Below are 23,958 nucleotides of genomic sequence, written 5' to 3'. Positions count from 1 at the left end.
GGGCCCACGGCCACCTCACATCAGTATTCATGATTAGTTTGACGATGATAAACAAAAACGCCGGTATAACGCTGCGCCCCAACGCAAAAATTCCGCATCCTGACACTGCTGCCAGCGCACTTCACACCACATCAGTATCAGATAATCCACCCACGGCAACCAACGCCGGACCTGTGAGGCCAACTGCGGCAAATCGGCATAGCCGTGGGGTTGATATTGCTCCAAAAAGCGTTGTTGCACAGCCGGGGAAAATTGATTGAAGCGAAACATCGCCGCCAGCTCCAGGCCGATATCGCCATCGGCGGCATACTCCCAGTCGATCAGCCTGAGCTGCCCGGTCTGTCGCAGCAGATTGCCGGCATGAATATCCATGTGCAGCGTTGCCAACTGCAACGGGCGCGGCATGGTGCCGTTGATGAAATAGCGCTGCCAACGCAGCCAACCAGGAGTGATCCGCCGGCGATCAATTTGCTGCCAATAGCGGGTAAATTGCTGTTGCAGATCCAGCCGGTAACCACTCAACCCTCGGTTATGCAGCCGAGCGGTCAGCGCTGCCAACTCCCCGTTGGCCAGCATGGAAGCAAACGCCGTTTCGTCAACGCTCTCACCGGCAAGCCATTCGACGATCAACCACTCAGGGCTCTGTAACCACACCTTTGGACCTATGCCCAATCCAGCGCGCTTCAGCACTTGCCCCTCACGCCGACGGTTAACGCCGAGCATGCGTTTTTCCGGCGTCTGCGGACGGGCCAGCAGTTGCACATCGCCACTGTCGATCCGCCAGCTCTCGCCGCTCAACCCTTGTACCAGGCTAAAATGACAACCGGCGGTATTTACCGCCGGCAGTCTGTTACTCAAGAGTCGCCGCAGCTGGGATTCAGTATTTGACGTCGCCATTGCCTGACCAGACGATCTCACCGGTTTGCACCAGCATCAGCTGCATTTCCATCGACGGTGACTTCACATCGCCACTGACGGCGCTATACAACACGTATTGCGCGTTGACGATGCGTGCCAAGCCAATCGCCTTGCTGCGCGACCCGAGGCTATCTTCCGCCGACAGGCCCAGCGTCTGTTTGGCGCTCGCCAACTGCGCTTCCGGCACGACGGCAAAGGTCTTGTTGGATGCCAAAGCCTGGTGCAGCGCCGAGGTAGCGTTGCCGATGCTCAATGAGCCATTGGTATTGTTTTTCACGCTGTCCAACAGCAATACGCTGCCAGGCGTGACGCCATCGGCCTTCAGCATCTGATTGACCAACGGCTGCACGCTGCCCAGCCAGTCAAGCTGCTGGATCTTCGGCGGCTGTGGCACCGGCTCGGTGGTTGGTGGCAACGGTTCAGGCTGAGGCTCTGGTTGCGGCTGTGGCTCTACCGTGACCGGTGCCGTAGGCTCTGGCGGGCGTGATGGACAACCGGTTAACACCAACGCGGCCAGCGCCACCCATAGGAACTTTTTCATTACCTTCTCCAACGTAACCCAAAACTTATAAGTATAAATACAGACGTACACGCTTGGCATCAAGGTTGCCATTCAACGAATAAATCTCGGCGTCTGAATTGGCAGCGACGGTGACCGTGCGCGGCTGTTCAAAAGGCAGGATGTCCAGCCCCTGTTTGTCATACCAGTAGAAACGATAGTGGAGGGTCACCGGCGTCGTCTGGGTGTTGCTGAGCACCGAACTGGCCCGCAGACGGCCAGACGCGTCGGCAATAGACGGGTTATCCGCCAGAATACCTGCCGTCAGTACCGGTGAATCCATCACCACCGTTTGCCGTTCATTGACCGAGATGCCCTTCGGGCTGCTACAGCCCATCAGTATCGCGGCGGGGAGCACCAGCGCCATCAAGTAACGCGTCGTGTGAATATAGCGCATGGTCTTCCTCGGTTAACGTGACAACAACGGGCCCAGAGCGCGCCCACCCACTAAATGCATATGAATATGATAGACCTCCTGCCCGCCGTGACGATTGCAATTGATGAGCAAGCGGTAACCGTCTTCGGCAATCCCTTCCTGCTCGGCAATTTTGGCCGCCACGGTGATCATACGGCCTAATGCGGCCTCGTGTTCCACGGTCACATCGTTCACCGTTGGAATGAGCACGTTCGGCACGATCAGGATATGGGTCGGTGCCTGTGGGGAAATATCACGAAATGCGGTAACCAGTTCGTCCTGGTAGACCACATCGGCAGGGATTTCACGGCGAATAATTTTACTGAAAATCGTTTCTTCGGCCATCTGGAACTCCTTGTTCAGCGAAAATATTGGTTTACGCAGTATCGTGACAAATTCTACTGCTATCAACCCGATTGCGCACTTTCCGTATCGAATGATGGAGAATCACACAACCTTACTAGTTTACCGGCGGTTATTGGCTACCGATCAACTGAGGCGCATGGTCACGCATCCAAGCAGCCAACGAGTCTAACGTGGGGCGCAACGTTTTACCCAGCGGCGTTATCTGGTACTCCACCCGTGGTGGCACCTCTGGAAACACCTGGCGAGTGACAAGACCGCATTGTTCAAACTGGCGGAGCTGACGCGTCAGCTCTTTTTGCGCAATTGGCGCCACCGCGCGTTGTAATTCGCTAAAGCGTATCGGGCCGTCGATCACCATCAGGCGATACAGGATTGGGATGGCCCATTTGCCCGAAACCAAATTGACGAAGCTCACCATCGGGCACGGCTCCCCCGCAGGCGGTAACGCATAATTTTTTTCAACCTGCCCTTTCACTGTTGACGCCATTGCATCCCACCTTGTCCTTTAGTATCCAAATGGTACCTACTATGCAAAAGGTACTGACAGACCAATAATGGCGTAACTGACCAACGAGAGGAAGGGTTATGTCACGATTAGCAGGTAAATACGCGTTGATTACCGGGGGAACCAGCGGCATCGGGCTGGAGACGGCCCGGCAGTTTATTGCCGAAGGAGCGACCGTGGCGATCACCGGGCGCAGCGCAAGCGGGTTAACAGCGGCTGGCGAAATGCTAGGGGATGTCGTGCTGTTGCACAATGACGCCGGGGATATCGGCCAACAGCCGATTTTGGCCGCGCAGTTGGCTAAAAGCTGGCCCCGGTTGGATATCTTGTATATCAACGCCGGTGATGTCACCCACCTGCCGTTGCAGGAATGGGATGAGCAGCGTTATGACCAACTGATGAACACCAATCTCAAAGGCCCACTGTTTTTGATCCAGGCTCTGTTGCCGTTGTTGGGCAACCCTGCCTCGGTGATCCTGTGTGGTTCCGTCAGCGCGCATATTGGCCTGGCGCAAAGCTGCGTCTATGCCGCCAGTAAAGCCGGGATTTTGTCTTTGGCGCGTTCACTTTCAGCCGAGTTGCATCCGCGCGGAATTCGCGTCAACGGCCTCAGCCCTGGCCCAACGGCAACTCCGGCACTGGGCAAGCTGGGTTTACCGGCACAGGCTGAACAGGCGTTGCGCGAAGAGATCCACGCGCTGGTGCCGATTGGCCGCATGGGGACCGCGCTGGAATTGGCCAAAGCCGCCGTATTTCTCGCGTCTGACGAGTCCAGCTACATGGTGGGAAGTGAACTGCTGATCGACGGTGGCGTGGGGAATTTAGCGCGGAGTTGAAAGGCTGCTGTAGGGGCGCTGCATGCTGCGCCCGTTGAGATCTTGCCACTGTTTGCTCCTCGAGTTTAGCGCTTCAGCAAAACTTCCAGCCTGGCTTTCACCTCACACCATTCATCATCGATAATGCTGAACCTGACCGAGTTACGTTTGCGCCCGTCGGGCATTATGCGCTCATGGCGTACAATCCCCTCCTGCTTGGCACCAATCCGCAGAATTGCCGCGCGTGACCTGTCGTTCAGTTCGTCGGTGGTGAACTGCACCCGTACCGCCTGTAAAATCTCAAAGGCATAGTTGAGCAGCAGGTATTTCGCTTCGGTATTCACGCCGGTGCGCTGCACCGATTGGCTCAGCCAGGTGTGGCCGATTTCCATTTTGCGATTACCCCGGTCGATTTTCCAGAAACGGGTGCTGCCGATAATGCATCCGCTATCCCGCTGAACAATGACAAACGGCAGCATGGAACCAGCATCACGGCCCGCCACGGCAGTGGCGATATAACTGTCGATCGTACTGGCACTGGGCACTGCGGTCACCTTCAGGTTCCACAGTTCGCCATCAGCAGCGGCGCTCAGCATTGCCTCACGGTGCTCTGGCTGCAAGGGTCGTAGTTCGATTTGATTGCCGATCAACGTTGATGGTTTGAGCACGGATGGGTTGGGCATTTTTCCCTCTCTTGCAGCATCGATGGACAGCCATCAGCATCGCAATAAACAGGGAAAAAAACCAACAAATTAAGCAGGGTGTACACTGAGCCCGTTCAGCTTACTTGTTCTATGTACCAAAGCGCTGATTTATTACCCGGCGGGATTAGGGGTAAAATTCGCGTGGGTGCTCTGGATCTTTTTGTCCTGAGCATGAGCAAGGGATAGAAAGAGAAAAGCCCCGAATCGATGTAAATCAACCCGAGGCCACTCTTATGCTCCAACAACATAAAGGTAGCCTCTTACCCACCGAAAGGCAAGGACAAGGAGGCTATCATGCCGCAAAAATTAGTAGTAATGGCCCTGGTTATTCTCTGTATCACCGTACTGGTGTTTACCTGGATGACCAGGAAAAGACTCTGTGAGATCCGCATTCGTAGCGGAGAAACGGAGGTTGCGGCCATGATGGCTTACGAATCCGCAAGGTAAGGCAACCCAACGGCGGGGCTTGCCCCGCCTGTTGGTTGTTTGAGCTGAGATCCATGAGCACCCCTCCCTATCTTGTTAAGCCATCCCACACAAAAGAGCCCGCAGCCGCCATAGCATAGGTAAGAAAAACAGGTGCAAAAACCAATGAGTTATATAGAAATTCGTCACCGCAAGAAACGGGTAAAAAACCAATAAATAACAAGGATGAGCACAGAGCCGGTTCAGCTTACTTGTTCTATGTAACAAAGCGCTGATTTATTACCCGGCGGGATTAGGGGTAAAATTAGCGCGGGTGCTCTGGATCTTTTTGTCCTGAGCATGAGCAAGGGATAGAAAGAGAAAAGCCCCGAATCGATGTAAATCAACCCGAGGCCACTCTTATGCATGAACACCATAAAGGTAGCCTCTTACCCGCCGAAAGGCAAGGACAAGGAGGCTATCATGCCGCAAAAATTAGTAGTAATGGCCCTGGTTATTCTCTGTATCACCGTACTGGTGTTTACCTGGATGACCAGGAAAAGACTCTGTGAGATCCGCATTCGTAGCGGAGAAACGGAGGTTGCGGCCATGATGGCTTACGAATCCGCAAGGTAAAGCAACCCAACGGCGGGGCTTGCCCCGCCTGTTGGTTGTTTGAGCTGAGATCCATGAGCGCCCCTCCCTATCTTGTTAAGCCATCCCACACAAAAGAGCCCGCAGCCGCCATAGCATAGGTAAGAAAAACAGATGCAAAAAAACCAATGAGTTATATAGAAATTCGTCACCGCAAGAAACGGGTAAAAAACCAATAAATAACAAGGATGAGCACAGAGCCGGTTCAGCTTACTTGTTCTATGTAAAAAAGCGCTGATTTATTACCCGGCGGGATTAGGGGTAAAATTCGCGCGGGTGCTCTGGATCTTTTTGTCCTGAGCATGAGCAAGGGATAGAAAGAGAAAAGCCCCGAATCGATGTAAATCAACCCGAGGCCACTCTTATGCATGAACACCATAAAGGTAGCCTCTTACCCGCCGAAAGGCAAGGACAAGGAGGCTATCATGCCGCAAAAATTAGTAGTAATGACCCTGGTTATTCTCTGTATCACCGTACTGGTGTTTACCTGGATGACCAGGAAAAGACTCTGTGAGATCCGCATTCGTAGCGGAGAAACGGAGGTTGCGGCCATGATGGCTTACGAATCCGCAAGGTAAGGCAACCCAACGGCGGGGCTTGCCCCGCCTGTTGGTTGTTTGAGCTGAGATCCATGAGCGCCCCTCCCCATGTTGTTAATCAACCCATAAAAAAAGGGAGGCCTAAGCCTCCCCATTAACTCCCCTACCTGAATCAGTTGTTACGGATGTATTCATCCATATCGGTTTTCAGGTTGTCGGATTTGGTACCAAAGATCGCCTGAACACCTGAGCCAGCCACAACTACACCGGCAGCACCCAGTTTCTTCAGACCAGCCTGGTCGACCTTGGATACGTCGGCCACGCTAACGCGCAGACGGGTAATACAGGCATCCAGGTTGGTGATGTTTTCTTTACCGCCGAATGCCTGAACCAGCGCAGCAGACATTTCAGAACCGCCCTGAGCCACCTGCTCGGAAGCATTGTCTTCACGGCCAGGGGTTTTCAGATCCAGTTTGGCAATCAGCACGCGGAAGATGGTGTAGTACACCAGACCGTAGATGACACCAACGATTGGGAACAGCCAGATTTTGCTGCTGTTGCCGCTCAGTACGATGAAGTCGATCAGGCCGTGTGAGAAGCTGGTACCGTCACGCATACCCAACAGAATACAGATTGGGAACGCCAGACCGGCCAGGATCGCATGGATTACGTACAGGATCGGCGCAACGAACATGAAGGAGAACTCGATCGGCTCGGTAATACCGGTCAGGAACGAGGTCAGCGCAGCGGAGATCATGATACCGCCGACTTTGGCACGGTTTTCCGGCTTGGCTGAGTGCCAGATGGCAATCGCAGCAGCAGGCAGACCATACATTTTGAACAGGAAGCCACCAGACAGCATACCCGCAGTTGGGTCACCCGCCATGTAACGTGGAATGTCGCCGTGGAACACTTGACCGGCCGCATTGGTATATTCACCAATCTGCATTTGGAACGGAACGTTCCAGATGTGGTGCAGGCCAAAGGGTACCAGCGCACGCTCAACAAAACCGTAGATACCGAATGCCACCACAGGGTTCTGATAAGCCGCCCATTCGGAGAAGGTCTGAATAGCCGTACCGATTGGTGGCCAGATGAAGGAGAGGATCACACCCAGAATGATAGCGGCCAGACCAGAGATGATCGGCACAAAACGCTTACCGGCAAAGAAGCCCAGGTATTCTGGCAACTGAATGCGGAAGAAGCGGTTAAACATGTAGGCAGCAATGGCACCGGAGATAATCCCCCCGAGCACACCGGTATCCGCCAGGTGTTTGGCCGCAATCTCTTCGGCTGGCAAATGCAGCACCAGCGGCGCAACCACGGCCATGGTTTTCACCATGATGCCGTAAGCCACTACCGCGGCCAATGCAGAAACGCCGTCGTTGTTAGTGAAGCCCAGGGCAACACCGATAGCGAAGATCAACGGCATATTGGCGAATACGGAACCGCCGGCTTCCGCCATCACGTGAGAGACTACCAGCGGTAGCCAGCTAAAGTTGGCGGAACCCACGCCCAGCAGAATACCTGCGATAGGCAATACGGAAACCGGCAGCATCAGCGATTTACCTACTTTTTGCAGGTTGGCAAATGCGTTCTTGAACATAGTTGAGTGTGCTCCTGAGTAATAGTGCTTTGCTACTTCTCGCGAATTTTCGCGTTGCAGAGGGGGGAGAGAAAACCCCTGCATTTTCAGGGTGTCTGAGCACCCCTTTAATTTTTACGCAGAGTAAAATAAATACCCTGAACAATGTTTGATGGCAGTCACGTTTCGATGAATCTGACCGGCCATTTTTCAAAAATCGTCTACTTTTTGCGAAGAAAGATGAAAATTTGCCCGACCGATCCCCTGAAACGGGTGGGAACATTACCCGTTTCGAGGATTAATTACGAGCTTAAAAAGAATTAGATTATCGCCAGCGGTTTGCTAAGCCTAGACGAAGGTTCAGAGTTCGATGTGAAACAAACGTGAAAAGTTGGTGGTGGTCGCTTGCGCCAGGTTTTCTAGACTGACGCCCTTCAATACGGCCAGGTATTCTGCGACGTCACGCACATAGGCGGGTTGGTTTTCTTTGCCGCGATGAGGCACCGGCGCCAGGTATGGCGAGTCGGTTTCCACCAGCATACGATCTAATGGCACATAGCGGGCCACCTCGCGCAGCGGCTCGGCGTTACGGAAAGTGACAATGCCGGAAAACGAGATATAGAAGCCCAGATCGAGCAAGGCTTTCGCCGTTGGCAAATCTTCGGTGAAGCAATGCAGCACGCCGCCGCAATCCTGTGCGTTCTCTTCACGCAGAATGGCCAAGGTATCGTCACGCGCGTCACGCGTATGCACAATCACCGGTTTGTTGAGATCCCGGCCAATACGAATATGTTGGCGGAACGACTCTTGCTGTAACGGGATATTGTCTTTCTGATAGAAGTAATCCAGCCCGGTTTCCCCCAGGGCAACCACCTGCTCTGCCGCAGCCAGACTGCGCAGTTCGGCATAATCGTAGCCCCCCTCCAGATTCAACGGATGAACGCCGCAGGAGAAGGCGACATCGTTACGTTGACCGATCAGTTGGGTCATCGCCTGGTAACCCGGCAGCGTGGTGGCAACCGCCAGTACAAAGCCCACATCCTGCGCTTTGGCTTTGACCAGAGCATCGTCCACGCTGTGGTGCAAGGTGGCGAAGTCCAGGCTGTCGAGGTGGCAGTGAGAATCTACTAATAACATGATAATTAACTCTTTTACAACGAATGAGGGGGTGAGTAGCCGGTAGCGCCGAGCATCTGCTCCCAACCGAGTAACTGTTCTGTCAGCAACAGCTCGCGATTAACGCCGACCACGCTGAGTAACTGATGGCGGCAGTTAAGCCACTGCTGCATGATTTGCTGGAGCGAAACGCTGCTCAAACGGCTGGCCAATTGCTGGACCAGTGGCAATTGATCCTGGTTCAGAGCATAGCTCGCGGCACCCTGCTGGTATTTCATCGCGTCCATCAGCAACGCGCATAGCCAGTGTAGCCGGTCCGCCACGTCGTCATGGTTCAGTGCCGGCAACAGGGCCAACATATCGCACTGCGGCAGAGCGGTGTTCAAGGCGTTGCACAGTGCGGCCCGCTGTTGCCAGCGATTCGGTTGCAGCAACTGTTCGGCTGCGAGTGGAGCACCGTCATGCAAGCGTAATGCGGTCAGGCGATCGACCGAATTGCCCGCGCCCTGGCGGTTAAGCCATTGCAGACTCAGCTGTTCATCCGGGCTGGCCAGATGCCAGTAGAAACAGCGGCTACGCAGTGTCGCCAGCAGGCGTGAGGGCTCACGGCAACCTAGCAGGAAGTAGGTATTGGCCGGAGGTTCTTCCAGGGTTTTCAGCAAGGCGTTGGCGGCGGCCTCGGTCAACAGTTCTGCCTGCGATAGCCACACCACCTTGGCTCCCCCCTGCTGGGCATGGGAATAGAGGACCTCAATCACCTGGCGGATAGGTTCGATACCCAAGCTACTCTTGCCCTTTTCCGGGGCCAATACGTGGTAGTCCGGGTGGTTGCCTGCCAGCATCAACCGGCAGCTGTGACACTCACCGCAGCTCTTTTCACCATTGCGCTTTTGGCAGATCAGCCAACGGCTAAGGGCATAGAGTAGCTCAGCATCGCCGTTGCCCACCGCCGCATGCAGCAGTAATGCGTGATGGCCACGCCCAGCCGCATACTGCCCCACCAAATGACGATAGGGAGCGTTAAGCCACGGGTACCAGTTCATTACGCCCCTTCCTGCTGTTGCAGCCACTGTACAACCACCTGGCGAATATCGGCGGTGACCTGTTCCAGCGTTTGTGCCGCATCTATGGTAACGATGCTCGCATCCTGCGCCGCCAGTTCAAGATAGCGCGCGCGGGTACGTTCAAAGAACGGCAGCGCTTCTTGCTCAATACGGTCTAACTCTCCGCGCGCACGCGCCCTTTGCAGGCCTACCGACGGAGGCAAGTCGAGATAAAGGGTCAGGTCGGGGCGGAAGTCACCCAATACCGTATCACGCAGCGAACTCATCAAGTGTGGATCGATTCCCCGGCCCCCGCCCTGATAGGCTTGCGCGGAAAGGTCGTGACGATCGCCCACTACCCAGGCTCCCCGCGCCAACGCCGGTTGGATAACGGTTTCCACCAGTTGCACCCGCGCGGCATATATCATCAGCAGTTCCGCCTTGATGGTCGGCAAATCGCCGTCTGCGCCGCATTTAAACAGCTCGCGCAGCTTCTCCGCCAGTGGCGTACCACCCGGTTCACGGGTAAATACAATGTCATTAATACCCTGCTCGTTAAGCACGTTGACCACGGTATTGCGCGCGGTGGTTTTACCCGCACCTTCCAAGCCTTCAATCACTACAAAGTTACTTTTCATTCTTTTCCTTTTGTACCTGCCGATAGACACGCACCGCAGCATTATGGCTTGCCAGGTTGGTGGTGAACGTATGGCCACCCTTGCCGTCGGCAACAAAGTACAAATAATCGGTTTTAGCCGGATTGGCAGCGGCTTCCAGTGAAGCACGGCTCGGCATGGCGATCGGCGTTGGCGGCAGGCCACTGATCACATAGGTGTTATAGGGCGTTGCCGTCTCCAGAGCCTTACGGGTGATGTTCCCGGTGTAACTGTCGCCCATGCCGTAGATCACCGTAGGATCGGTTTGCAAACGCATGCCCAAACGCAGGCGATTGATAAACACCGAAGCGACCTTGGTGCGTTCCTCCGCTACAGCCGTCTCCTTCTCAACGATCGAAGCCATCGTCAGCAACTCTTCCGGCGTTTTGTATGGCAAGCTGGTGTCTCGCGCATGCCAAACGTCCTGCAATGCCTTGTACATCCGCAACTGCGAGCGCTTTAACAATGCCTGATCGGTGGTTCCCGCCGTATAGAGATAGGTATCTGGATACAAACGGCCTTCCAGCACGCCACCTTCCGGCAGCCCCAGTGCCTTGGCGATTTCCGCCTCGCTTTTACCTGCCAGGGTATGTTTGACGTATTTGGACTCTTGCAGCACCTGCAGCCAATCTTTCAGACGCAACCCCTCGATAAAGCGCGCGCTGAACTGGGCTTCTTTGCCGCTCGCCAACAGTTTCAGCATCTGGCGCACCGTCATCCCCGGGGTTAAACGGTAGGTACCCGCCTTGAATTCGGCCAGTTCCGGCTCCAGGCGCAGTAACCACGGGAACCAACGGCCATTGTGGATCAGCTTGTCGCGTACCAGCAGCCCTTCCAGCGCCACACGGCCAGTGCCTGCGGGCAGTTTGAAGTAGGTTTCCTGCCCAATCGCCAGCGGAGTCTCGGCAAAGCGTTCAATCCGCTGATGCCCCCAATACAGCGAAGCCAACGCCAGGAGCAGCAGCAGTACAACAATCTTGAGCTTTTTTCTCTTCATCGATCAGCCATCATTAACAGTGTGGTCGCAAAAAATCATACAGTTGGCGCGAAGGGTAGCGCCATGATTGTGCCCTATTCACCGGCAGCAACGGCATCAGCGCGTTGCATATCAGCACTTCCTCCGCATCGGCCAGCGTCTCCAGCGGTTCACTGACGTAATGCAGTAGATACTCGCTGCCCGCCAGAAGTTCAATCACGCGGCGGCGCATCACACCGGCGACACCGGCCTGATCCAGATTTGGCGTAAAGACGCTTTTTCCTTTACGCCAGAACAAATTAGCCGCACAGCATTCCACCAGCATACCCGCAGTGTCAAGCACCAGCGCCTCATCGGCATCGGCCTGGTCAAGATGTGCGCGGATCAACACCTGCTCCAGGCGGTTAAGGTGTTTCAGGCCAGCCAGCAATGGATTACGCCCTAGCGCTACCGGGCTGAGCGTCAGGCTGATCCCTTCCTCACGCCATGACAGGTAATGAGCGGGATAGGTGCTGCGTGAAACGATCCGTGTAGGAGCAGCGCAGCCGCGCGGGCTGTAACCTCGTCCGCCGCTGCCTCTGGTCAGTATCGCTTTGACCACGCCAAGGGACAGAGAGCCTGCCGCATGGCGCATCTCAAGTTCCAATGCCGCCCAGTCCACTGCAGGCAGCAGCAACTTCTGTGCCGCCTGCTGCATGCGCTCAAGATGCCAAGGGAAAAGATCGATGTTGCCATCCACTACTCTGGCGGTGGTAAAGCAGCCGTCGCCAAACTGCAAACCGCGATCGCTGGCTGCCAGGGCGTCATGTTGTTGTCCATTGATCCAGTACATGCGTTTCCTCACTGTGTTATCACTACAGCATAACAGGCGCATACTACGATAAACGGCCTGGAGCCATAAAAAAAGCCCGGTCAAAATGCACCGGGCCTTTATCAACTTAAGTTGGCAATAATTATACGCGACGGAAAATCAGCGAACCATTAGTGCCACCGAAGCCGAAGGAGTTACACAGCGTGAACTCCATATCTTTGGTCTGGCGCGCTTCGTGTGGTACGAAATCCAGATCGCAACCCTCATCCGGATTATCCAGATTGATGGTAGGTGGAACCGCCTGATCGCGCAGAGCCAACACGGTAAAGATCGACTCAATCGCCCCAGCGGCCCCCAGCAGGTGGCCGGTCATCGATTTGGTGGAGCTGACCATCACCCGGTTGGCATCGCTGCCAAATACGGATTTCACCGCTTGGGTTTCTGCCTTATCACCGGCCGGCGTCGAGGTGCCATGCGCGTTGATATAACCAATCTGTGACGTTGTCACACCTGCATCACGCAGTGCGTTTTCCATCGCCAAGGCGGCACCAGCACCGTTTTCCGGTGGTGATGTCATGTGGTAGGCATCGCTGCTCATACCAAACCCGACAATTTCGGCGTAAATTTTCGCACCGCGTTGTTTTGCGTGTTCGTACTCTTCCAGCACCATCATCCCCGCACCATCGCCCAGGACAAAACCATCACGGTCTTTATCCCAGGGGCGGCTTGCGGCCTGTGGGTTGTCATTGCGGGTTGAGAGCGCACGAGCCGCCCCAAAGCCGCCGACACCCAGAGGGGTACTGGCTTTTTCTGCGCCACCGGCCAGCATCACATCGGCATCATTGTAAGCAATGATACGTGCGGCATGGCCAATGTTATGGACACCTGAGGTACAGGCAGTAGCGATGGAAATACTTGGGCCACGCATGCCGTACATAATGGTCAGGTGACCGGCAATCATGTTCACAATGGTCGAAGGCACAAAAAACGGACTGATTTTCCGTGGGCCACCGTTAACCAGTGAGCTATGGTTCTCTTCAATCAACCCCAGGCCGCCGATACCAGAGCCGATAGCGGCACCAATACGATTGGCGTTCGCCTCGTTGATATCCAGCCCCGCATCCTGCATGGCTTGCATGCCGGCGACGATGCCGTATTGAATGAAGGCATCCATCTTGCGCGCATCTTTGCGCGAGATGAAATCTTCACAGTTAAAATTCTTTACCAAGCCAGCAAAGCGCGTTGCATAGGCAGTAGTATCGAAATGGTCGATCAGGCTGATGCCACTCTGACCGGCAAGAAGAGCATTCCATGTGGACTCTACCGTATTGCCGACAGGAGACAACATGCCCAGTCCGGTCACAACTACTCGACGCTTAGACACGTTTGTCCTCCAAGGAGGGAAAATATGACGCTAGGGATAGAAAAAACTTAGGCGGTCGAGTGACCGCCTAGATATGTTCGCTTACTGCTGGCTAGCGTTGATGAAATCAATAGCTGCTTGCACAGTAGTGATTTTCTCAGCTTCTTCGTCTGGAATTTCGGTGTCGAATTCTTCTTCCAGAGCCATTACCAGCTCAACGGTGTCAAGAGAATCAGCGCCCAGGTCTTCAACGAAAGAAGCGTTGTTCAATACTTCTTCCTGCTTAACACCCAGTTGCTCAACAATGATTTTCTTAACGCGTTCTTCGATAGTGCTCATACTCTTAAATTTCCTATCAAAACTCGCTTTCGCGATGGTTTTCGTAGTGTATAAAATGTTGAAAAAGATGCAACTAAATCCCGGCTGGTCAAACCACGATTTTACGCTATTTTGCGGTTTTTACCTCAAATAACGCAAATAGTTTTCGCATTTTTTAAATCATATACATGCCGCCATTGACATGTAACGTTTCACCGGTGATGTAGCTGGCCTCGTCAGAGGCTAAAAATGCAACAGCGCTGGCGATTTCTTTAGCTTCCCCAAGCCGGCTAGCCGGAACCTGAGTCAAAATGCCTGCGCGTTGATCTTCTGTCAACGCCCGTGTCATGTCCGTCTCAATAAAGCCAGGAGCCACGACGTTGACCGTAATGCCACGTGAAGCGATCTCACGTGCCAAAGACTTACTAAAACCAATCAGACCGGCTTTAGCCGCCGCGTAGTTAGCCTGCCCTGCATTCCCCATGGTGCCAACAACGGAACCGATAGAGATGATACGGCCAAACCGCTTTTTCATCATAGCTCGCATTACCGCTTTTGACAGACGGAATACGGAAGTCAGATTGGTGTCCAGGATATCCTGCCACTCCTCATCCTTCATTCGCATCAGCAGGTTATCACGCGTAATCCCGGCATTATTCACTAAAATGTCGATTTCGCCAAATTCTGCACGAATCGAGGTCAAAACGTTGTCGATAGATTGAGCATCAACCACGTTCAGCATATAGCCTTTGCCGTTCTCACCCAGATAGCTGCTGATGGCTTCAGCACCGCTCTCGCTGGTAGCGGTGCCGATAACCTTGGCGCCACGTGCAACAAACAACTCTGCAATAGCCCGGCCAATACCGCGGCTTGCGCCGGTGACCAGGACAATTTTCCCTTCGAAGCTCATGGTTATCCTCTTTTACTGTTCCAACGCCGCAGACAGGCTGGCAGTATCGTTAACCGCTGCCGCCGTCAAAGTGTCGACAATGCGTTTGGTCAGGCCGGTCAGCACTTTGCCTGGGCCCACTTCCAGCAGCAGAGTCACCCCCTCTGCCGCCATAAATTCTACGCTTTCCGTCCAGCGCACCGGGCTGTACAGCTGGCGAACCAACGCACTGCGGATTGCTTCTGGCGCGGTTTCTGCGCGTACATCAACGTTATTGACTACCGGAACCAGCGGCGCGTTGAAGGTGATGTCTTGCAGCGCTACAGCCAGCTTATCGGCAGCCGGTTTCATCAGTGCGCAGTGCGAAGGCACGCTCACCGGCAACGGCAGCGCACGTTTGGCACCGGCCGCCTTGCAAGCTGCACCTGCACGCTCAACCGCTTCTTTGTTGCCCGCGATAACGACCTGCCCCGGAGAGTTGAAGTTCACCGGTGAAACTACCTGGCCTTGAGCAGATTCCTCACAGGCTTTGGCAATCGAGGCATTATCCAGACCGATGATAGCGTACATGGCACCGGTACCTTCCGGTACCGCTTCCTGCATCAGCTTGCCGCGCAACTCGACCAAACGGATAGCCGCAGCAAAATCCAGCACACCGGCACACACCAGCGCCGAGTATTCACCCAGGCTGTGGCCGGCCATCATCACAGGCATGTTACCGCCCTGCTGCTGCCAGACACGGAAGATGGCAACGGAGGCCGCCAACAACGCTGGCTGTGTCTGCCAGGTTTTATTCAGCTCTTCTGCCGGGCCAGTCTGCACCAACTGCCACAGATCGTAACCCAAAGCCGCTGAAGCGTCGCTAAAAGTTTGTTCCACAATGGGAAACTGTGCGGCCAAATCGGCCAACATGCCAACGGTTTGTGAACCCTGGCCTGGAAAAACAAAAGCAGTTTGCGTCATTTTTTTATTCCTGTTGAATCAAAAACGAACCAGCGCCGAGCCCCAGGTAAAGCCACCGCCGAATGCTTCCAGCAACACCAACTGACCACGCTGGATGCGCCCGTCGCGTACGGCTTCGTCGAGCGCCGCAGGTACCGAAGCGGCAGAAGTGTTTCCGTGACGATCGAGCGTCACTACCACTTTCTCCATCCCCATACCCAGTTTTTTTGCCGTTGCGCTGATGATGCGCAGGTTGGCCTGATGCGGAACCAGCCAATCCAGTTCACTGCGGTCAAGATCGTTGGCCTTCAGCGTTTCATCAACGATATGTGCCAGTTCGGTGACTGCCACTTTAAACACTTCATTACCCGCCATGGTGACGTAAGCAGGCTGATCCGGGTTCTGACGATCTTTATTCGGCAGCGCCAGCAGATTGCCATAGCGACCATCGGCATGCAGGTGGGTGGAGATAATGCCCTGCTCCTCAGAAGCCCCCAGCACTACCGCGCCCGCACCGTCGCCAAACAGGATGATCGTGCCGCGATCTTCAGGATCGAGCGTGCGCGACAGCACATCTGAGCCGATCACCAGCGCATGTTTTACCGCGCCGTTCTTGACGTACTGATCGGCCACGCTCAAGGCGTAGGTAAAGCCAGCACAGGCCGCCGCGATGTCAAACGCCGCGCAGTCCTGAATACCCAGCATCTGCTGCACCTGGCAGGCAGAACTTGGGAACGCATGGCTTGAGGTGGTGGTCGCCACCACGATCAGGCCGATATCTTCTTTAGCCACACCCGCCATTTCCAGCGCGTGAGACGCGGCATGGAAGCTCATGGTTGCCACGGTTTCATCCGGGGCAGCGATACGACGTTCACGAATACCGGTGCGAGTCACGATCCACTCGTCAGACGTATCCACCATTTTTTCTAAGTCAGCGTTGGTGCGCACTTGTGCGGGTAAGTAACTCCCCGTACCGAGAATCTTTGTATACATGAACGATCAGTCACTCTTGGGTAATACAGCTTCAAGGCGCGCAGCAATCCTGTCCGGAACTTGCCGCTGCACCGCCTGTACAGCCTGTTCGATTGCCACCGCAAACGCGTTTTGGTTTGCAGCGCCGTGGCTCTTGATCACGGTTCCCCGCAATCCTAACAGACATGCACCATTATACTGGTCGGGGTTCAGATGACCAAAACGCCTTGCCACCCTTTTTTGTAACCAACGACCCAACAATTTTAACCACCACGCCTGTTTTCCCCCATCGGAGGATGACTTGAGTAGCGACAAGAACAGTCTTATCACACCTTCCATGGTTTTCAGAGTGACGTTGCCGACAAAGCCGTCGCAGACCATCACATCGGTTTTACCGGTGAGCAGGTCGTTGCCTTCCAGATAACCAATATAGTTGATTGCCTGCGTTTTTTTAAGTACGGCGGAGGCTTCGCGGATATTATCCAGTCCTTTGGTTTCTTCTTCGCCGATATTGAGCAGTGCCACACGTGGCTGCGCGATACCCAATACCTCTTCCGCCATCACTGCTCCCATGACCGCGAACTGCACCAGCATCGTGCTGTCGCATTCTACGTTGGCCCCCAGATCCAGCACCACGGTTTTACCGCGCTGTTGGTTAGGTATCACGGTCATCAACGCCGGGCGTTCAATGCCGTCCAACGGTTTGATCAGCAGCTTGGCCAGCCCCATCAACGCCCCGGTATTCCCTGCACTGACACAAGCCTGCGCCTCACCGCTTTTAATCAACTCCAGCGCAATGCGCATAGAGGTACCTCGGCTGGCCCGGATCGCTTGTGAAGGCTTCGCGTCACCGGCAATAACCGATTCGGCAGGTACGACTTGCAAGCGTTCCAGGACAGACGGATCGGCTTTGGCAAGTAACGGGGAGATGACGTCGGGATCGCCGACTAACAGGAGATGAAGCTGTAAATTAGAGGCCAGTGCCTGCAATGAAGCAGGCACTGTGACGCAGGGACCGAAATCCCCGCCCATTGCATCTAACGCCAGGGTTAGACGAGTCAAAGTATCGCTGACTTAGCCGATAACCTTGCGACCGCGGTAGAAACCGTCGGCAGTGATGTGGTGACGACGATGAGTTTCACCGGAAGTCGCATCTACAGACAAGGTGGTGGTGGTCAGGGCATCGTGTGAACGACGCATGCCACGTTTGGAACGGGTTGGTTTATTTTGTTGTACGGCCATGGACCTTACTCCTCGATTACTTACGCTTTAAACTGGCTAATACGGCAAATGGATTTGGTTTCTCCGCCTCAGGAGGCAGTTTGCCAAACACCATGTCCGCTTCGGACACTTCACAGTGTTCAGATTCATGTACCGGAACGACAGGCAGTGAAAGAATAATTTCATCTTCAATCATTGCCAACAGATCGACTTCGCCAAACTCGTCAACTTCGATCGGTTCGTACGCTTCCGGTAATGCCTCAGCCTGCTCATCATTGACGACCGGGCTAAAACAATATGTTGTGTGGACCTGATGCGCAAACGGGACACCACAGCGTTGGCACATCAGCGTTACCGCGACGTCCGCATGCCCTGTTATCACCGCGAGGCGCTGGTTATCAATATCAAATGACAACTGCACTTCGACATCACTGTCCACACTGACCACGGAGTCGGCAACACGTGTAACCAGCTCAGGCGCATAGGAACCAACATAGTCCAGGCGTTTCTGAGCGGTACGTACCGCATCAATGGTCAAGGGTAATTTTACCTTTTGCATAGGGCGCGCATATTAACTTTGTAACGTCATAGAGTCAAAGAAAAAGGCCCTAAAACGGCACCTTTCACCAATATTCGCTTCCAGAGCGGCCGACAGTTTAAGATGAGCGACATATTTACGCTATGGTTTGTGGAAAAAATTATGCAAAGACTCTTACTCGCCTCAACGTCAGTCTACCGCCAGCAACTGTTGGAGAAACTGCACCTGCCCTTTATTTGTGCAGCACCGCAAACCGATGAAACACCGCTGCCCGGTGAAAGTGCCGAGGCTTTGGTGCTGCGCCTGGCGGCGGCCAAGGCTCAGGCGCTGGCTATGGCCTATCCTGATTATCTGATTATCGGTTCCGACCAGGTCTGCGTGATCGCCGGAGAAATCACCGGTAAGCCCCATAGCGAAGAGAACGCTCGCCAGCAGTTGCGTAAGGCCAGCGGCAAACTGGTGACCTTCTATACCGGTTTGGCGCTCTATAATAGCCGTAGCCAACGCCTACAGGTGATGTGTGAACCTTTCCACGTTCATTTCCGGGCCTTGAGCGAAGTGGAAATCGAAACCTATGTACGCCTGGAACAGCCGCTCAACTGCGCAGGCAGCTTCAAGAGTGAAGGTTTGGGGATTGCGCTGTTTGAGAAGCTGGAGGGCCGCGACCCGAATGCGTTGATTGGTCTACCGCTGATCGCATTGTTGGAAATGTTGCGGGCTGAAGGGGTCAACCCGCTGGTATAAGCTTATTTTTTGGCTGCAGCGGTCCGTTGGCGCAATACCTGCAGGCAATGACGCAGTTCGTCATCCATCGGCGCTTCGATGCGCATCGTTTCGCCGGTGGCAGGATGTTCAAAGCGCAGCGCTGCCGCATGCAGGAACAGGCGTTTCAGGCCGGTGCCCGCCAATTGGCGATCGAACTCCCGGTCACCATAACGGTCATCAAAGGCGATCGGATGCCCAGCATGCAAGGTATGCACACGAATCTGGTGGGTACGCCCGGTGATCGGGCTGGCCTTCACCAGCGTGGCATGTTCAAAGCGCTCTTCGATCTTGAAGCGGGTCTCCGAAGGTTTGCCTTCGCTGTTGACGCGGACAATGCGCTCCCCGCTCTGCAAAATATTCTTCAGCAACGGTGCCTGCACCGCTTTGCAGTGCGACTGCCACTCGCCGCGCACCAACGCCAGATAATCCTTCTGCATCCCCTTGAGGCGCAACTGCTCGTGCAGCGAACGCAGCGCCGAACGCTTCTTGGCCACCATCAACACGCCGGAGGTGTCGCGATCCAGACGGTGCACCAGCTCCAGAAAACGTGCTTCCGGACGTAATGCCCGCAATCCTTCGATCACGCCAAAACTCAGGCCACTGCCGCCATGCACCGCCGTTCCCGAAGGTTTGTTGAGTAGCAACAGGTGATCGTCCTCATAAAGGATGCAATCCGCCAGGGCAGCAACTTTATCCAGCTTGGCAGAAACCGGCGCATCTTCACGCTCGGCGACCCGAACCGGAGGAATGCGCACCACGTCGCCCGCCGCCAGTTTATATTCAGCCTTGATGCGGCCTTTATTGACCCGCACCTCGCCTTTGCGCACGATGCGATAAATCATGCTCTTCGGCACGCCTTTCAGGCGGGCAAGCAAAAAATTGTCGATTCTCTGACCGGCTTCATCGTCAGAAATCGTCACTAATTGTACTGCGGGAATGTTCGTTTTCATGGGGCGGGATTCTAAATAGAGCGCGTCAATAGCGCCACCTCTTTTTATGTGCTTAACTGTCTCTCAGACTGTGAAAGAAACGCCAGCGAACAATAAGGCAGCAAGCCAGGTTGATCGTTTGCGGTTTCCGCCACAGTTAGCGCAAAGTCACCTTGCTATAAAGGTACTTGCAATGGAATAATGCTGTAACTTTCCGTGCCGATCCCCTTGAAACGAGGAGAATTGCGGAATTATACAGTTTGTCTGGTTGCACAAAAACGCAGCAATGGCGTAAGACGTAATGTGAAATCAAACAATTAGCGGGCTGCGGGTTGCAGCTTGGCCGGCAAATGGAATCAGATCTGTCAACATACATCAGAGGCTATTCCCTGAGTCAAAAGCGCTGTGTTTCACAAAGAAATACAGGCTTACCGAGATAATGCGCCCCTATGCAGGCGACAACCGTGAGGTTGACGGCTTTGCGAGAAGACACGGGGTTTTCGGTTTTAACCTGGCCATGAGGTTATTTTGCCCGCAGCTTTGTCGATAATGTAAAAAAAACGAGTAAGTTAAGATGAAAAGAATGTTGATTAACGCAACTCAGCAGGAAGAGTTGCGTGTTGCCCTTGTAGATGGACAGCGGCTGTACGATCTGGATATTGAAAGCCCTGGCCATGAGCAGAAAAAAGCGAATATTTACAAAGGCAAAATCACTCGAATTGAACCTAGTCTCGAGGCCGCGTTCGTTGATTACGGCGCTGAACGACATGGTTTCCTTCCGCTAAAAGAAATCGCTCGCGAATACTTCCCAAGCAATTACTCTTCCCATGGTCGCCCAAACATCAAAGATGTGCTGCGTGAAGGCCAGGAAGTCATCGTTCAGGTTGATAAAGAAGAACGGGGTAATAAAGGCGCTGCCTTGACCACCTTCATCAGCCTGGCCGGTAGCTATCTGGTTCTGATGCCGAACAATCCGCGTGCCGGTGGTATTTCCCGCCGCATCGAAGGTGACGACCGTACCGAACTGAAAGAAGCGCTCTCCTCGCTGCAATTGCCAGACGGCATGGGTCTGATTGTCCGCACCGCTGGCGTTGGCAAATCTGCCGACGCTCTGCAATGGGACCTGTCATTCCGCCTCAAGCACTGGGAAGCGATTAAAAAAGCCGCCGAAGGCCGCCCTGCTCCGTTCCTGATCCACCAGGAAAGCAACGTTATCGTGCGAGCATTCCGCGATTACCTGCGTCCGGACATCGGCGAAATCCTGATCGACAACCCGAAGGTACTCGATCTGGCCAAAGAGCACATCGCTGCCCTGGGCCGCCCGGACTTCAGCAGCAAGATCAAATTGTACAGTGGCGAAATTCCGCTGTTCAGCCATTACCAGATCGAATCGCAGATCGAATCCGCGTTCCAACGTGAAGTGCGTCTACCTTCCGGTGGTTCCATCGTGATCGACACCACCGAAGCCTTGACCGCTATCGATATCAACTCCGCGCGAGCAACCCGCGGTGGCGACATCGAAGAGACCGCATTCAATACCAACCTGGAAGCCGCAGATGAAATTGCTCGCCAATTGCGCCTGCGCGACCTGGGTGGCCTGATCGTTATCGACTTTATCGATATGACCCCAGTTCGTCACCAGCGTGAAGTGGAAAACCGTCTGCGCGATGCCGTCCGCCAGGATCGTGCCCGCATTCAGATTGGCCGTATCTCTCGCTTCGGCCTGCTGGAAATGTCCCGTCAGCGCCTCAGCCCGTCACTGGGTGAGTCCAGCCACCACGTGTGCCCGCGCTGTACCGGTACCGGCACCATCCGTGATAACGAATCGCTGGCGCTGTCTATTCTGCGCCTGATCGAAGAAGAAGCGCTGAAAGAGAACACCAAAGAAGTTCACGCCATCGTACCGGTTCAGGTTGCTTCCTACCTGCTGAACGAAAAACGTGATTCTGTCAGCGCGATCGAGAAGCGCCAGGGTGGCGTGAAAGCGGTCATCGTGCCAAACGATCAGATGCAGACTCCGCATTACTCCGTGCTGCGCGTACGCAAGGGTGAAGAAACACCAACCCTGAGCTACCTGCTGCCGAAGCTGCATGAAGAAGAAATGGCCCAGCCGCAGGATGATGCGCCAGTCGAGCGCAAACGCGAGCAACCGGCTCTGGCTTCCTTCTCTCTGTCACAGGATGCTCCTCCGCAGGAAGAAGAGCCTGTGGTTAGCAAGCCTGCCGTTGCCGCCAAACCGGCAGTTGCATCAACCCCTGCTGCTGAAGCCAAACCTGGCCTATTGAGCCGTCTGTTTGGTGGCTTGAAGTCACTGTTCGCCGGTGAAGAAACGCCAGTGGTTGAAGCTAAGCCGGTTGTTGTAGCTGAGAAAACAGAAGACAGCGACAATCGCCGTCAGGATCGTCGTGGCCAACGCCGCCAGGGTTCTGGCCGTAAAGGTGAACGTGGCGAGCGTAAAGAACGTGGCGAAGGGCGTGACAACCGTGAACGTGGTGATCGTGAGCCACGCGAAAATCGCGAGCCGCGTGAACCACGTGAAAACCGTGACGACCAGCGCCGCAACAACCGCCGTAACGCACAGCAACAGACCGCACCAGCGGCTGCCAATACCGAAGTGCAGACTGAAGAAGCAGCCAAGGTACAGCGCGAAGATCAGCAACAGCGCCGGGAACAGCGTGCCGAGCGTCAACGCCGTCGTCAGGAAGAAAAGCGCCAGGCTCCGCAAGACGTCAAAGTGCCAGAAACTGCGGAAGTCGTTGTTGCCAGCCATAGCAATGACGAAGATGAAGACCGTCATCAGCAGCCAACGCAGCGTCGTCAACGCCGTCCACTCACGCAGAAAGTTCGCGTCCTGTCGGCGGAAGAAGAACTGCATCGCGCCGCTGAAGAGCTGTTAGCGCCTAAAGCGCCAGTTGCCAAGGTAGAAGAAAGCCAGGCTCCGGTAGTGGCTGAGAACGTTAAACTGTTGCCACAGACCATTGCGGCCCAGTCTGAAGATGACGCGCAAGCTGATAACCGTGGAAACGGTGAAAACGGCATGCCACGTCGTTCTCGTCGTTCTCCACGCCATCTGCGCGTCAGTGGTCAGCGCCGTCGTCGCTATCGTGACGAGCGTTATCCGAACCAGTCGCCAATGCCGTTGGCCGGGGCGTTTGCCTCACCAGAGATGGCTTCAGGCAAGGTTTGGGTCAGCTATCCTGTGGCACAAGCCGCCGTCTACGTTGAACACGAAGAAGCTCAAGCGCCAGTGGCGGTAGAAACCGTAGCCGTTGCTGCTGCACCGGTGGCTGTTGAAGCCGCTCCTGTTCAGCCTGTAGTCAACGAAGCGCCAAGCGTCGTTGAAACCGCTCCGGCAGTGGCTGAATCGGTGGCAGCACCGGTAGTTGAAGCCCCGGTAGAAACTGCACCGGTTGAAACCGTTGTCGTCGCTGCCGAGCCAGCCGCTGTTGTGGTAGATGAAACCGTTGTCAGTGAAACAACTGAGGATGAGAAGGTTGCAGATGCCACGGTACAAGCTGAACCCGTTATCGCTGAGCCCGCAGTGCAAGAGCCTGTAGTGGAAGAAACTGTAGTGGAAGCCGTTGTGGCCGCCCCTGCAGAGGCTACTGTAACCGCAGAGCCGGAAGTCGTGTCAGCACAGCCAGAGGCTGCTCCAGCTCCAGTGCAAGCGGCCCCAGTGGTTGCACAACCACAACCGGCACTCTACAAGCATATCGCTACCGCCCCGATGACCAAAGCGCCTGCGCCGGATTATAAGCCGGAAGCCGCGAAGACCAGCGAGTGGCAGCGCCCTTCCTTCAACTTTGACGGAAAAGGTTCTGCTGGCGGCCATGCAGCGGCGAATCAGGCCACTGCTCCAGCGACCAAACCGCAGCCGGTTAACGACTAAGTTAATCCCTGCCATAAAAAAACCCGCCTAGATGGCGGGTTTTTTCTTACTACTGAAAACTCATG

The 23,958-nt window shown here is 54.8% G+C and carries 27 protein-coding genes; 6 read left to right on the top strand and 21 right to left on the bottom strand.

Features of this window, described 5'->3' with window-relative positions:
- Positions 1-33: 33 nt before the first annotated feature.
- The 5 genes from KGP21_RS12645 to KGP21_RS12625 all read right to left on the bottom strand — a co-directional run bounded on the left by KGP21_RS12645 (position 34) and on the right by KGP21_RS12625 (position 2,676).
- Entirely contained in the window at positions 34-897 is an 864-nt protein-coding gene (locus KGP21_RS12645) for a phosphotransferase (protein ID WP_037374846.1), read from the bottom strand.
- A complete protein-coding gene (lpoB, locus tag KGP21_RS12640) occupies positions 878-1,459 on the bottom strand; it encodes a penicillin-binding protein activator LpoB (protein WP_037374848.1) in 582 nt (193 codons plus the stop codon). The genes KGP21_RS12645 and lpoB overlap by 20 nt, the downstream gene beginning before the upstream one ends.
- Before the next feature lie 25 nt (positions 1,460-1,484).
- The gene (locus KGP21_RS12635) at positions 1,485-1,874 is read right to left on the bottom strand and encodes a YcfL family protein (protein ID WP_021178294.1); all 390 of its coding nucleotides are present in this window, start codon (positions 1,872-1,874) and stop codon (positions 1,485-1,487) included.
- A 12-nt stretch (positions 1,875-1,886) separates the two neighbouring features.
- Positions 1,887-2,237, bottom strand: a complete 351-nt coding sequence (gene hinT / locus KGP21_RS12630) for a purine nucleoside phosphoramidase (protein ID WP_021178295.1) — start codon at positions 2,235-2,237, stop codon at positions 1,887-1,889.
- Between the two features lie 130 nt (positions 2,238-2,367).
- A complete protein-coding gene (locus KGP21_RS12625; RefSeq protein ID WP_024485953.1) occupies positions 2,368-2,676 on the bottom strand; it encodes a helix-turn-helix domain-containing protein in 309 nt (102 codons plus the stop codon).
- Between the two features lie 167 nt (positions 2,677-2,843).
- Here KGP21_RS12625 and KGP21_RS12620 point away from each other — a divergent pair, with 167 nt between their 5' ends.
- Positions 2,844-3,599: an SDR family oxidoreductase gene (locus tag KGP21_RS12620; protein WP_059200562.1), complete on the top strand. Its 756-nt coding sequence runs from the start codon at positions 2,844-2,846 to the stop codon at positions 3,597-3,599.
- A gap of 65 nt (positions 3,600-3,664) precedes the next feature.
- Here the strand turns inward: KGP21_RS12620 and KGP21_RS12615 are convergent, their stop codons facing one another.
- Positions 3,665-4,261, bottom strand: a complete 597-nt coding sequence (locus KGP21_RS12615; protein WP_059200561.1) for a GNAT family N-acetyltransferase — start codon at positions 4,259-4,261, stop codon at positions 3,665-3,667.
- Positions 4,262-4,576: 315 nt separating this feature from the next.
- Here KGP21_RS12615 and KGP21_RS12610 point away from each other — a divergent pair, with 315 nt between their 5' ends.
- From KGP21_RS12610 to KGP21_RS12600, 3 genes are all read left to right on the top strand, one after another.
- Entirely contained in the window at positions 4,577-4,729 is a 153-nt protein-coding gene (locus KGP21_RS12610) for a type I toxin-antitoxin system Hok family toxin (RefSeq protein ID WP_021178298.1), read from the top strand.
- Positions 4,730-5,170: 441 nt separating this feature from the next.
- Positions 5,171-5,323, top strand: coding sequence for a type I toxin-antitoxin system Hok family toxin (locus KGP21_RS12605; RefSeq protein WP_021178298.1), 153 nt, complete (start codon positions 5,171-5,173; stop codon positions 5,321-5,323).
- Between the two features lie 443 nt (positions 5,324-5,766).
- A complete protein-coding gene (locus tag KGP21_RS12600; RefSeq protein ID WP_021804709.1) occupies positions 5,767-5,919 on the top strand; it encodes a type I toxin-antitoxin system Hok family toxin in 153 nt (50 codons plus the stop codon).
- A 133-nt stretch (positions 5,920-6,052) separates the two neighbouring features.
- On the opposite strand, the gene ptsG is transcribed toward KGP21_RS12600, so the two are convergent.
- The 14 genes from ptsG to yceD all read right to left on the bottom strand — a co-directional run bounded on the left by ptsG (position 6,053) and on the right by yceD (position 18,331).
- The gene (gene ptsG / locus KGP21_RS12595; protein ID WP_021804710.1) at positions 6,053-7,486 is read right to left on the bottom strand and encodes a PTS glucose transporter subunit IIBC; all 1,434 of its coding nucleotides are present in this window, start codon (positions 7,484-7,486) and stop codon (positions 6,053-6,055) included.
- 339 nt (positions 7,487-7,825) lie between these two features.
- Entirely contained in the window at positions 7,826-8,602 is a 777-nt protein-coding gene (locus tag KGP21_RS12590; protein WP_021804711.1) for a metal-dependent hydrolase, read from the bottom strand.
- A gap of 14 nt (positions 8,603-8,616) precedes the next feature.
- Entirely contained in the window at positions 8,617-9,624 is a 1,008-nt protein-coding gene (gene holB / locus KGP21_RS12585) for a DNA polymerase III subunit delta' (protein ID WP_059200558.1), read from the bottom strand.
- Positions 9,624-10,262, bottom strand: a complete 639-nt coding sequence (tmk, locus tag KGP21_RS12580) for a dTMP kinase (protein ID WP_021804713.1) — start codon at positions 10,260-10,262, stop codon at positions 9,624-9,626. Before tmk ends, holB begins: the two co-directional genes overlap by 1 nt.
- Positions 10,252-11,277 (bottom strand): endolytic transglycosylase MltG, encoded by a 1,026-nt coding sequence (gene mltG / locus KGP21_RS12575; RefSeq protein ID WP_223538376.1) that lies wholly within the window; start codon positions 11,275-11,277, stop codon positions 10,252-10,254. The genes tmk and mltG overlap by 11 nt, the downstream gene beginning before the upstream one ends.
- Before the next feature lie 13 nt (positions 11,278-11,290).
- A complete protein-coding gene (gene pabC / locus KGP21_RS12570) occupies positions 11,291-12,088 on the bottom strand; it encodes an aminodeoxychorismate lyase (RefSeq protein ID WP_209527579.1) in 798 nt (265 codons plus the stop codon).
- Between the two features lie 121 nt (positions 12,089-12,209).
- Positions 12,210-13,451, bottom strand: coding sequence for a beta-ketoacyl-ACP synthase II (fabF, locus tag KGP21_RS12565; RefSeq protein WP_024485943.1), 1,242 nt, complete (start codon positions 13,449-13,451; stop codon positions 12,210-12,212).
- Between the two features lie 81 nt (positions 13,452-13,532).
- Positions 13,533-13,769: an acyl carrier protein gene (gene acpP / locus KGP21_RS12560; protein ID WP_004719003.1), complete on the bottom strand. Its 237-nt coding sequence runs from the start codon at positions 13,767-13,769 to the stop codon at positions 13,533-13,535.
- A gap of 154 nt (positions 13,770-13,923) precedes the next feature.
- Positions 13,924-14,658, bottom strand: coding sequence for a 3-oxoacyl-ACP reductase FabG (gene fabG, locus KGP21_RS12555; protein ID WP_021178306.1), 735 nt, complete (start codon positions 14,656-14,658; stop codon positions 13,924-13,926).
- A 12-nt stretch (positions 14,659-14,670) separates the two neighbouring features.
- A complete protein-coding gene (gene fabD / locus KGP21_RS12550) occupies positions 14,671-15,600 on the bottom strand; it encodes an ACP S-malonyltransferase (RefSeq protein WP_021804717.1) in 930 nt (309 codons plus the stop codon).
- Positions 15,601-15,618: 18 nt separating this feature from the next.
- Positions 15,619-16,572: a beta-ketoacyl-ACP synthase III gene (locus tag KGP21_RS12545; protein WP_179248035.1), complete on the bottom strand. Its 954-nt coding sequence runs from the start codon at positions 16,570-16,572 to the stop codon at positions 15,619-15,621.
- 6 nt (positions 16,573-16,578) lie between these two features.
- On the bottom strand, positions 16,579-17,613 hold the full coding sequence (plsX, locus tag KGP21_RS12540) for a phosphate acyltransferase PlsX (RefSeq protein ID WP_071680507.1): 1,035 nt from the start codon (positions 17,611-17,613) through the stop codon (positions 16,579-16,581).
- A gap of 12 nt (positions 17,614-17,625) precedes the next feature.
- Positions 17,626-17,793 carry a 50S ribosomal protein L32 gene (gene rpmF, locus KGP21_RS12535; protein WP_004943042.1) on the bottom strand — a complete coding sequence of 56 codons (168 nt, stop codon included), beginning with the start codon at positions 17,791-17,793 and terminating at the stop codon, positions 17,626-17,628.
- Between the two features lie 16 nt (positions 17,794-17,809).
- Positions 17,810-18,331 (bottom strand): 23S rRNA accumulation protein YceD, encoded by a 522-nt coding sequence (gene yceD, locus KGP21_RS12530; RefSeq protein WP_024485941.1) that lies wholly within the window; start codon positions 18,329-18,331, stop codon positions 17,810-17,812.
- Between the two features lie 141 nt (positions 18,332-18,472).
- On the opposite strand from yceD, the gene KGP21_RS12525 reads away from it, so the two are divergent.
- Positions 18,473-19,054, top strand: coding sequence for a nucleoside triphosphate pyrophosphatase (locus tag KGP21_RS12525; protein ID WP_059200556.1), 582 nt, complete (start codon positions 18,473-18,475; stop codon positions 19,052-19,054).
- A gap of 2 nt (positions 19,055-19,056) precedes the next feature.
- On the opposite strand, the gene rluC is transcribed toward KGP21_RS12525, so the two are convergent.
- A complete protein-coding gene (gene rluC / locus KGP21_RS12520; protein ID WP_021178312.1) occupies positions 19,057-20,025 on the bottom strand; it encodes a 23S rRNA pseudouridine(955/2504/2580) synthase RluC in 969 nt (322 codons plus the stop codon).
- A 553-nt stretch (positions 20,026-20,578) separates the two neighbouring features.
- Here rluC and rne point away from each other — a divergent pair.
- On the top strand, positions 20,579-23,893 hold the full coding sequence (gene rne / locus KGP21_RS12515; protein WP_223538374.1) for a ribonuclease E: 3,315 nt from the start codon (positions 20,579-20,581) through the stop codon (positions 23,891-23,893).
- Positions 23,894-23,958 lie beyond the last annotated feature (65 nt).

The organism is Serratia sp. JSRIV004 (genome assembly GCF_019968705.1).
In the GTDB taxonomy this organism is placed as follows: Bacteria; Pseudomonadota; Gammaproteobacteria; order Enterobacterales; family Enterobacteriaceae; genus Chania; species Chania fonticola_B.
Note: the sequence above shows the minus strand (reverse complement) of the source record. Positions and strands in the feature narration are given on the sequence as shown.

Coding starts and splice junctions, on each gene's coding strand:
- lpoB (WP_037374848.1), bottom strand. CDS start 1,459: ATGAAAAAGTTCCTATGGGTGGCGCTGGCCGCGTTGGTGTTAACCGGT.
- KGP21_RS12625 (WP_024485953.1), bottom strand. CDS start 2,676: ATGGTGAGCTTCGTCAATTTGGTTTCGGGCAAATGGGCCATCCCAATC.
- KGP21_RS12620 (WP_059200562.1), top strand. CDS start 2,844: ATGTCACGATTAGCAGGTAAATACGCGTTGATTACCGGGGGAACCAGC.
- mltG (WP_223538376.1), bottom strand. CDS start 11,277: ATGAAGAGAAAAAAGCTCAAGATTGTTGTACTGCTGCTGCTCCTGGCG.
- holB (WP_059200558.1), bottom strand. CDS start 9,624: ATGAACTGGTACCCGTGGCTTAACGCTCCCTATCGTCATTTGGTGGGG.
- rluC (WP_021178312.1), bottom strand. CDS start 20,025: ATGAAAACGAACATTCCCGCAGTACAATTAGTGACGATTTCTGACGAT.
- rpmF (WP_004943042.1), bottom strand. CDS start 17,793: ATGGCCGTACAACAAAATAAACCAACCCGTTCCAAACGTGGCATGCGT.
- fabD (WP_021804717.1), bottom strand. CDS start 15,600: ATGACGCAAACTGCTTTTGTTTTTCCAGGCCAGGGTTCACAAACCGTT.
- hinT (WP_021178295.1), bottom strand. CDS start 2,237: ATGGCCGAAGAAACGATTTTCAGTAAAATTATTCGCCGTGAAATCCCT.
- yceD (WP_024485941.1), bottom strand. CDS start 18,331: ATGCAAAAGGTAAAATTACCCTTGACCATTGATGCGGTACGTACCGCT.
- acpP (WP_004719003.1), bottom strand. CDS start 13,769: ATGAGCACTATCGAAGAACGCGTTAAGAAAATCATTGTTGAGCAACTG.
- KGP21_RS12615 (WP_059200561.1), bottom strand. CDS start 4,261: ATGCCCAACCCATCCGTGCTCAAACCATCAACGTTGATCGGCAATCAA.
- KGP21_RS12645 (WP_037374846.1), bottom strand. CDS start 897: ATGGCGACGTCAAATACTGAATCCCAGCTGCGGCGACTCTTGAGTAAC.
- pabC (WP_209527579.1), bottom strand. CDS start 12,088: ATGTACTGGATCAATGGACAACAACATGACGCCCTGGCAGCCAGCGAT.
- KGP21_RS12600 (WP_021804709.1), top strand. CDS start 5,767: ATGCCGCAAAAATTAGTAGTAATGACCCTGGTTATTCTCTGTATCACC.
- rne (WP_223538374.1), top strand. CDS start 20,579: ATGAAAAGAATGTTGATTAACGCAACTCAGCAGGAAGAGTTGCGTGTT.
- ptsG (WP_021804710.1), bottom strand. CDS start 7,486: ATGTTCAAGAACGCATTTGCCAACCTGCAAAAAGTAGGTAAATCGCTG.
- fabG (WP_021178306.1), bottom strand. CDS start 14,658: ATGAGCTTCGAAGGGAAAATTGTCCTGGTCACCGGCGCAAGCCGCGGT.
- tmk (WP_021804713.1), bottom strand. CDS start 10,262: ATGAAAAGTAACTTTGTAGTGATTGAAGGCTTGGAAGGTGCGGGTAAA.
- KGP21_RS12525 (WP_059200556.1), top strand. CDS start 18,473: ATGCAAAGACTCTTACTCGCCTCAACGTCAGTCTACCGCCAGCAACTG.
- KGP21_RS12605 (WP_021178298.1), top strand. CDS start 5,171: ATGCCGCAAAAATTAGTAGTAATGGCCCTGGTTATTCTCTGTATCACC.
- KGP21_RS12610 (WP_021178298.1), top strand. CDS start 4,577: ATGCCGCAAAAATTAGTAGTAATGGCCCTGGTTATTCTCTGTATCACC.
- KGP21_RS12635 (WP_021178294.1), bottom strand. CDS start 1,874: ATGCGCTATATTCACACGACGCGTTACTTGATGGCGCTGGTGCTCCCC.
- KGP21_RS12545 (WP_179248035.1), bottom strand. CDS start 16,572: ATGTATACAAAGATTCTCGGTACGGGGAGTTACTTACCCGCACAAGTG.
- KGP21_RS12590 (WP_021804711.1), bottom strand. CDS start 8,602: ATGTTATTAGTAGATTCTCACTGCCACCTCGACAGCCTGGACTTCGCC.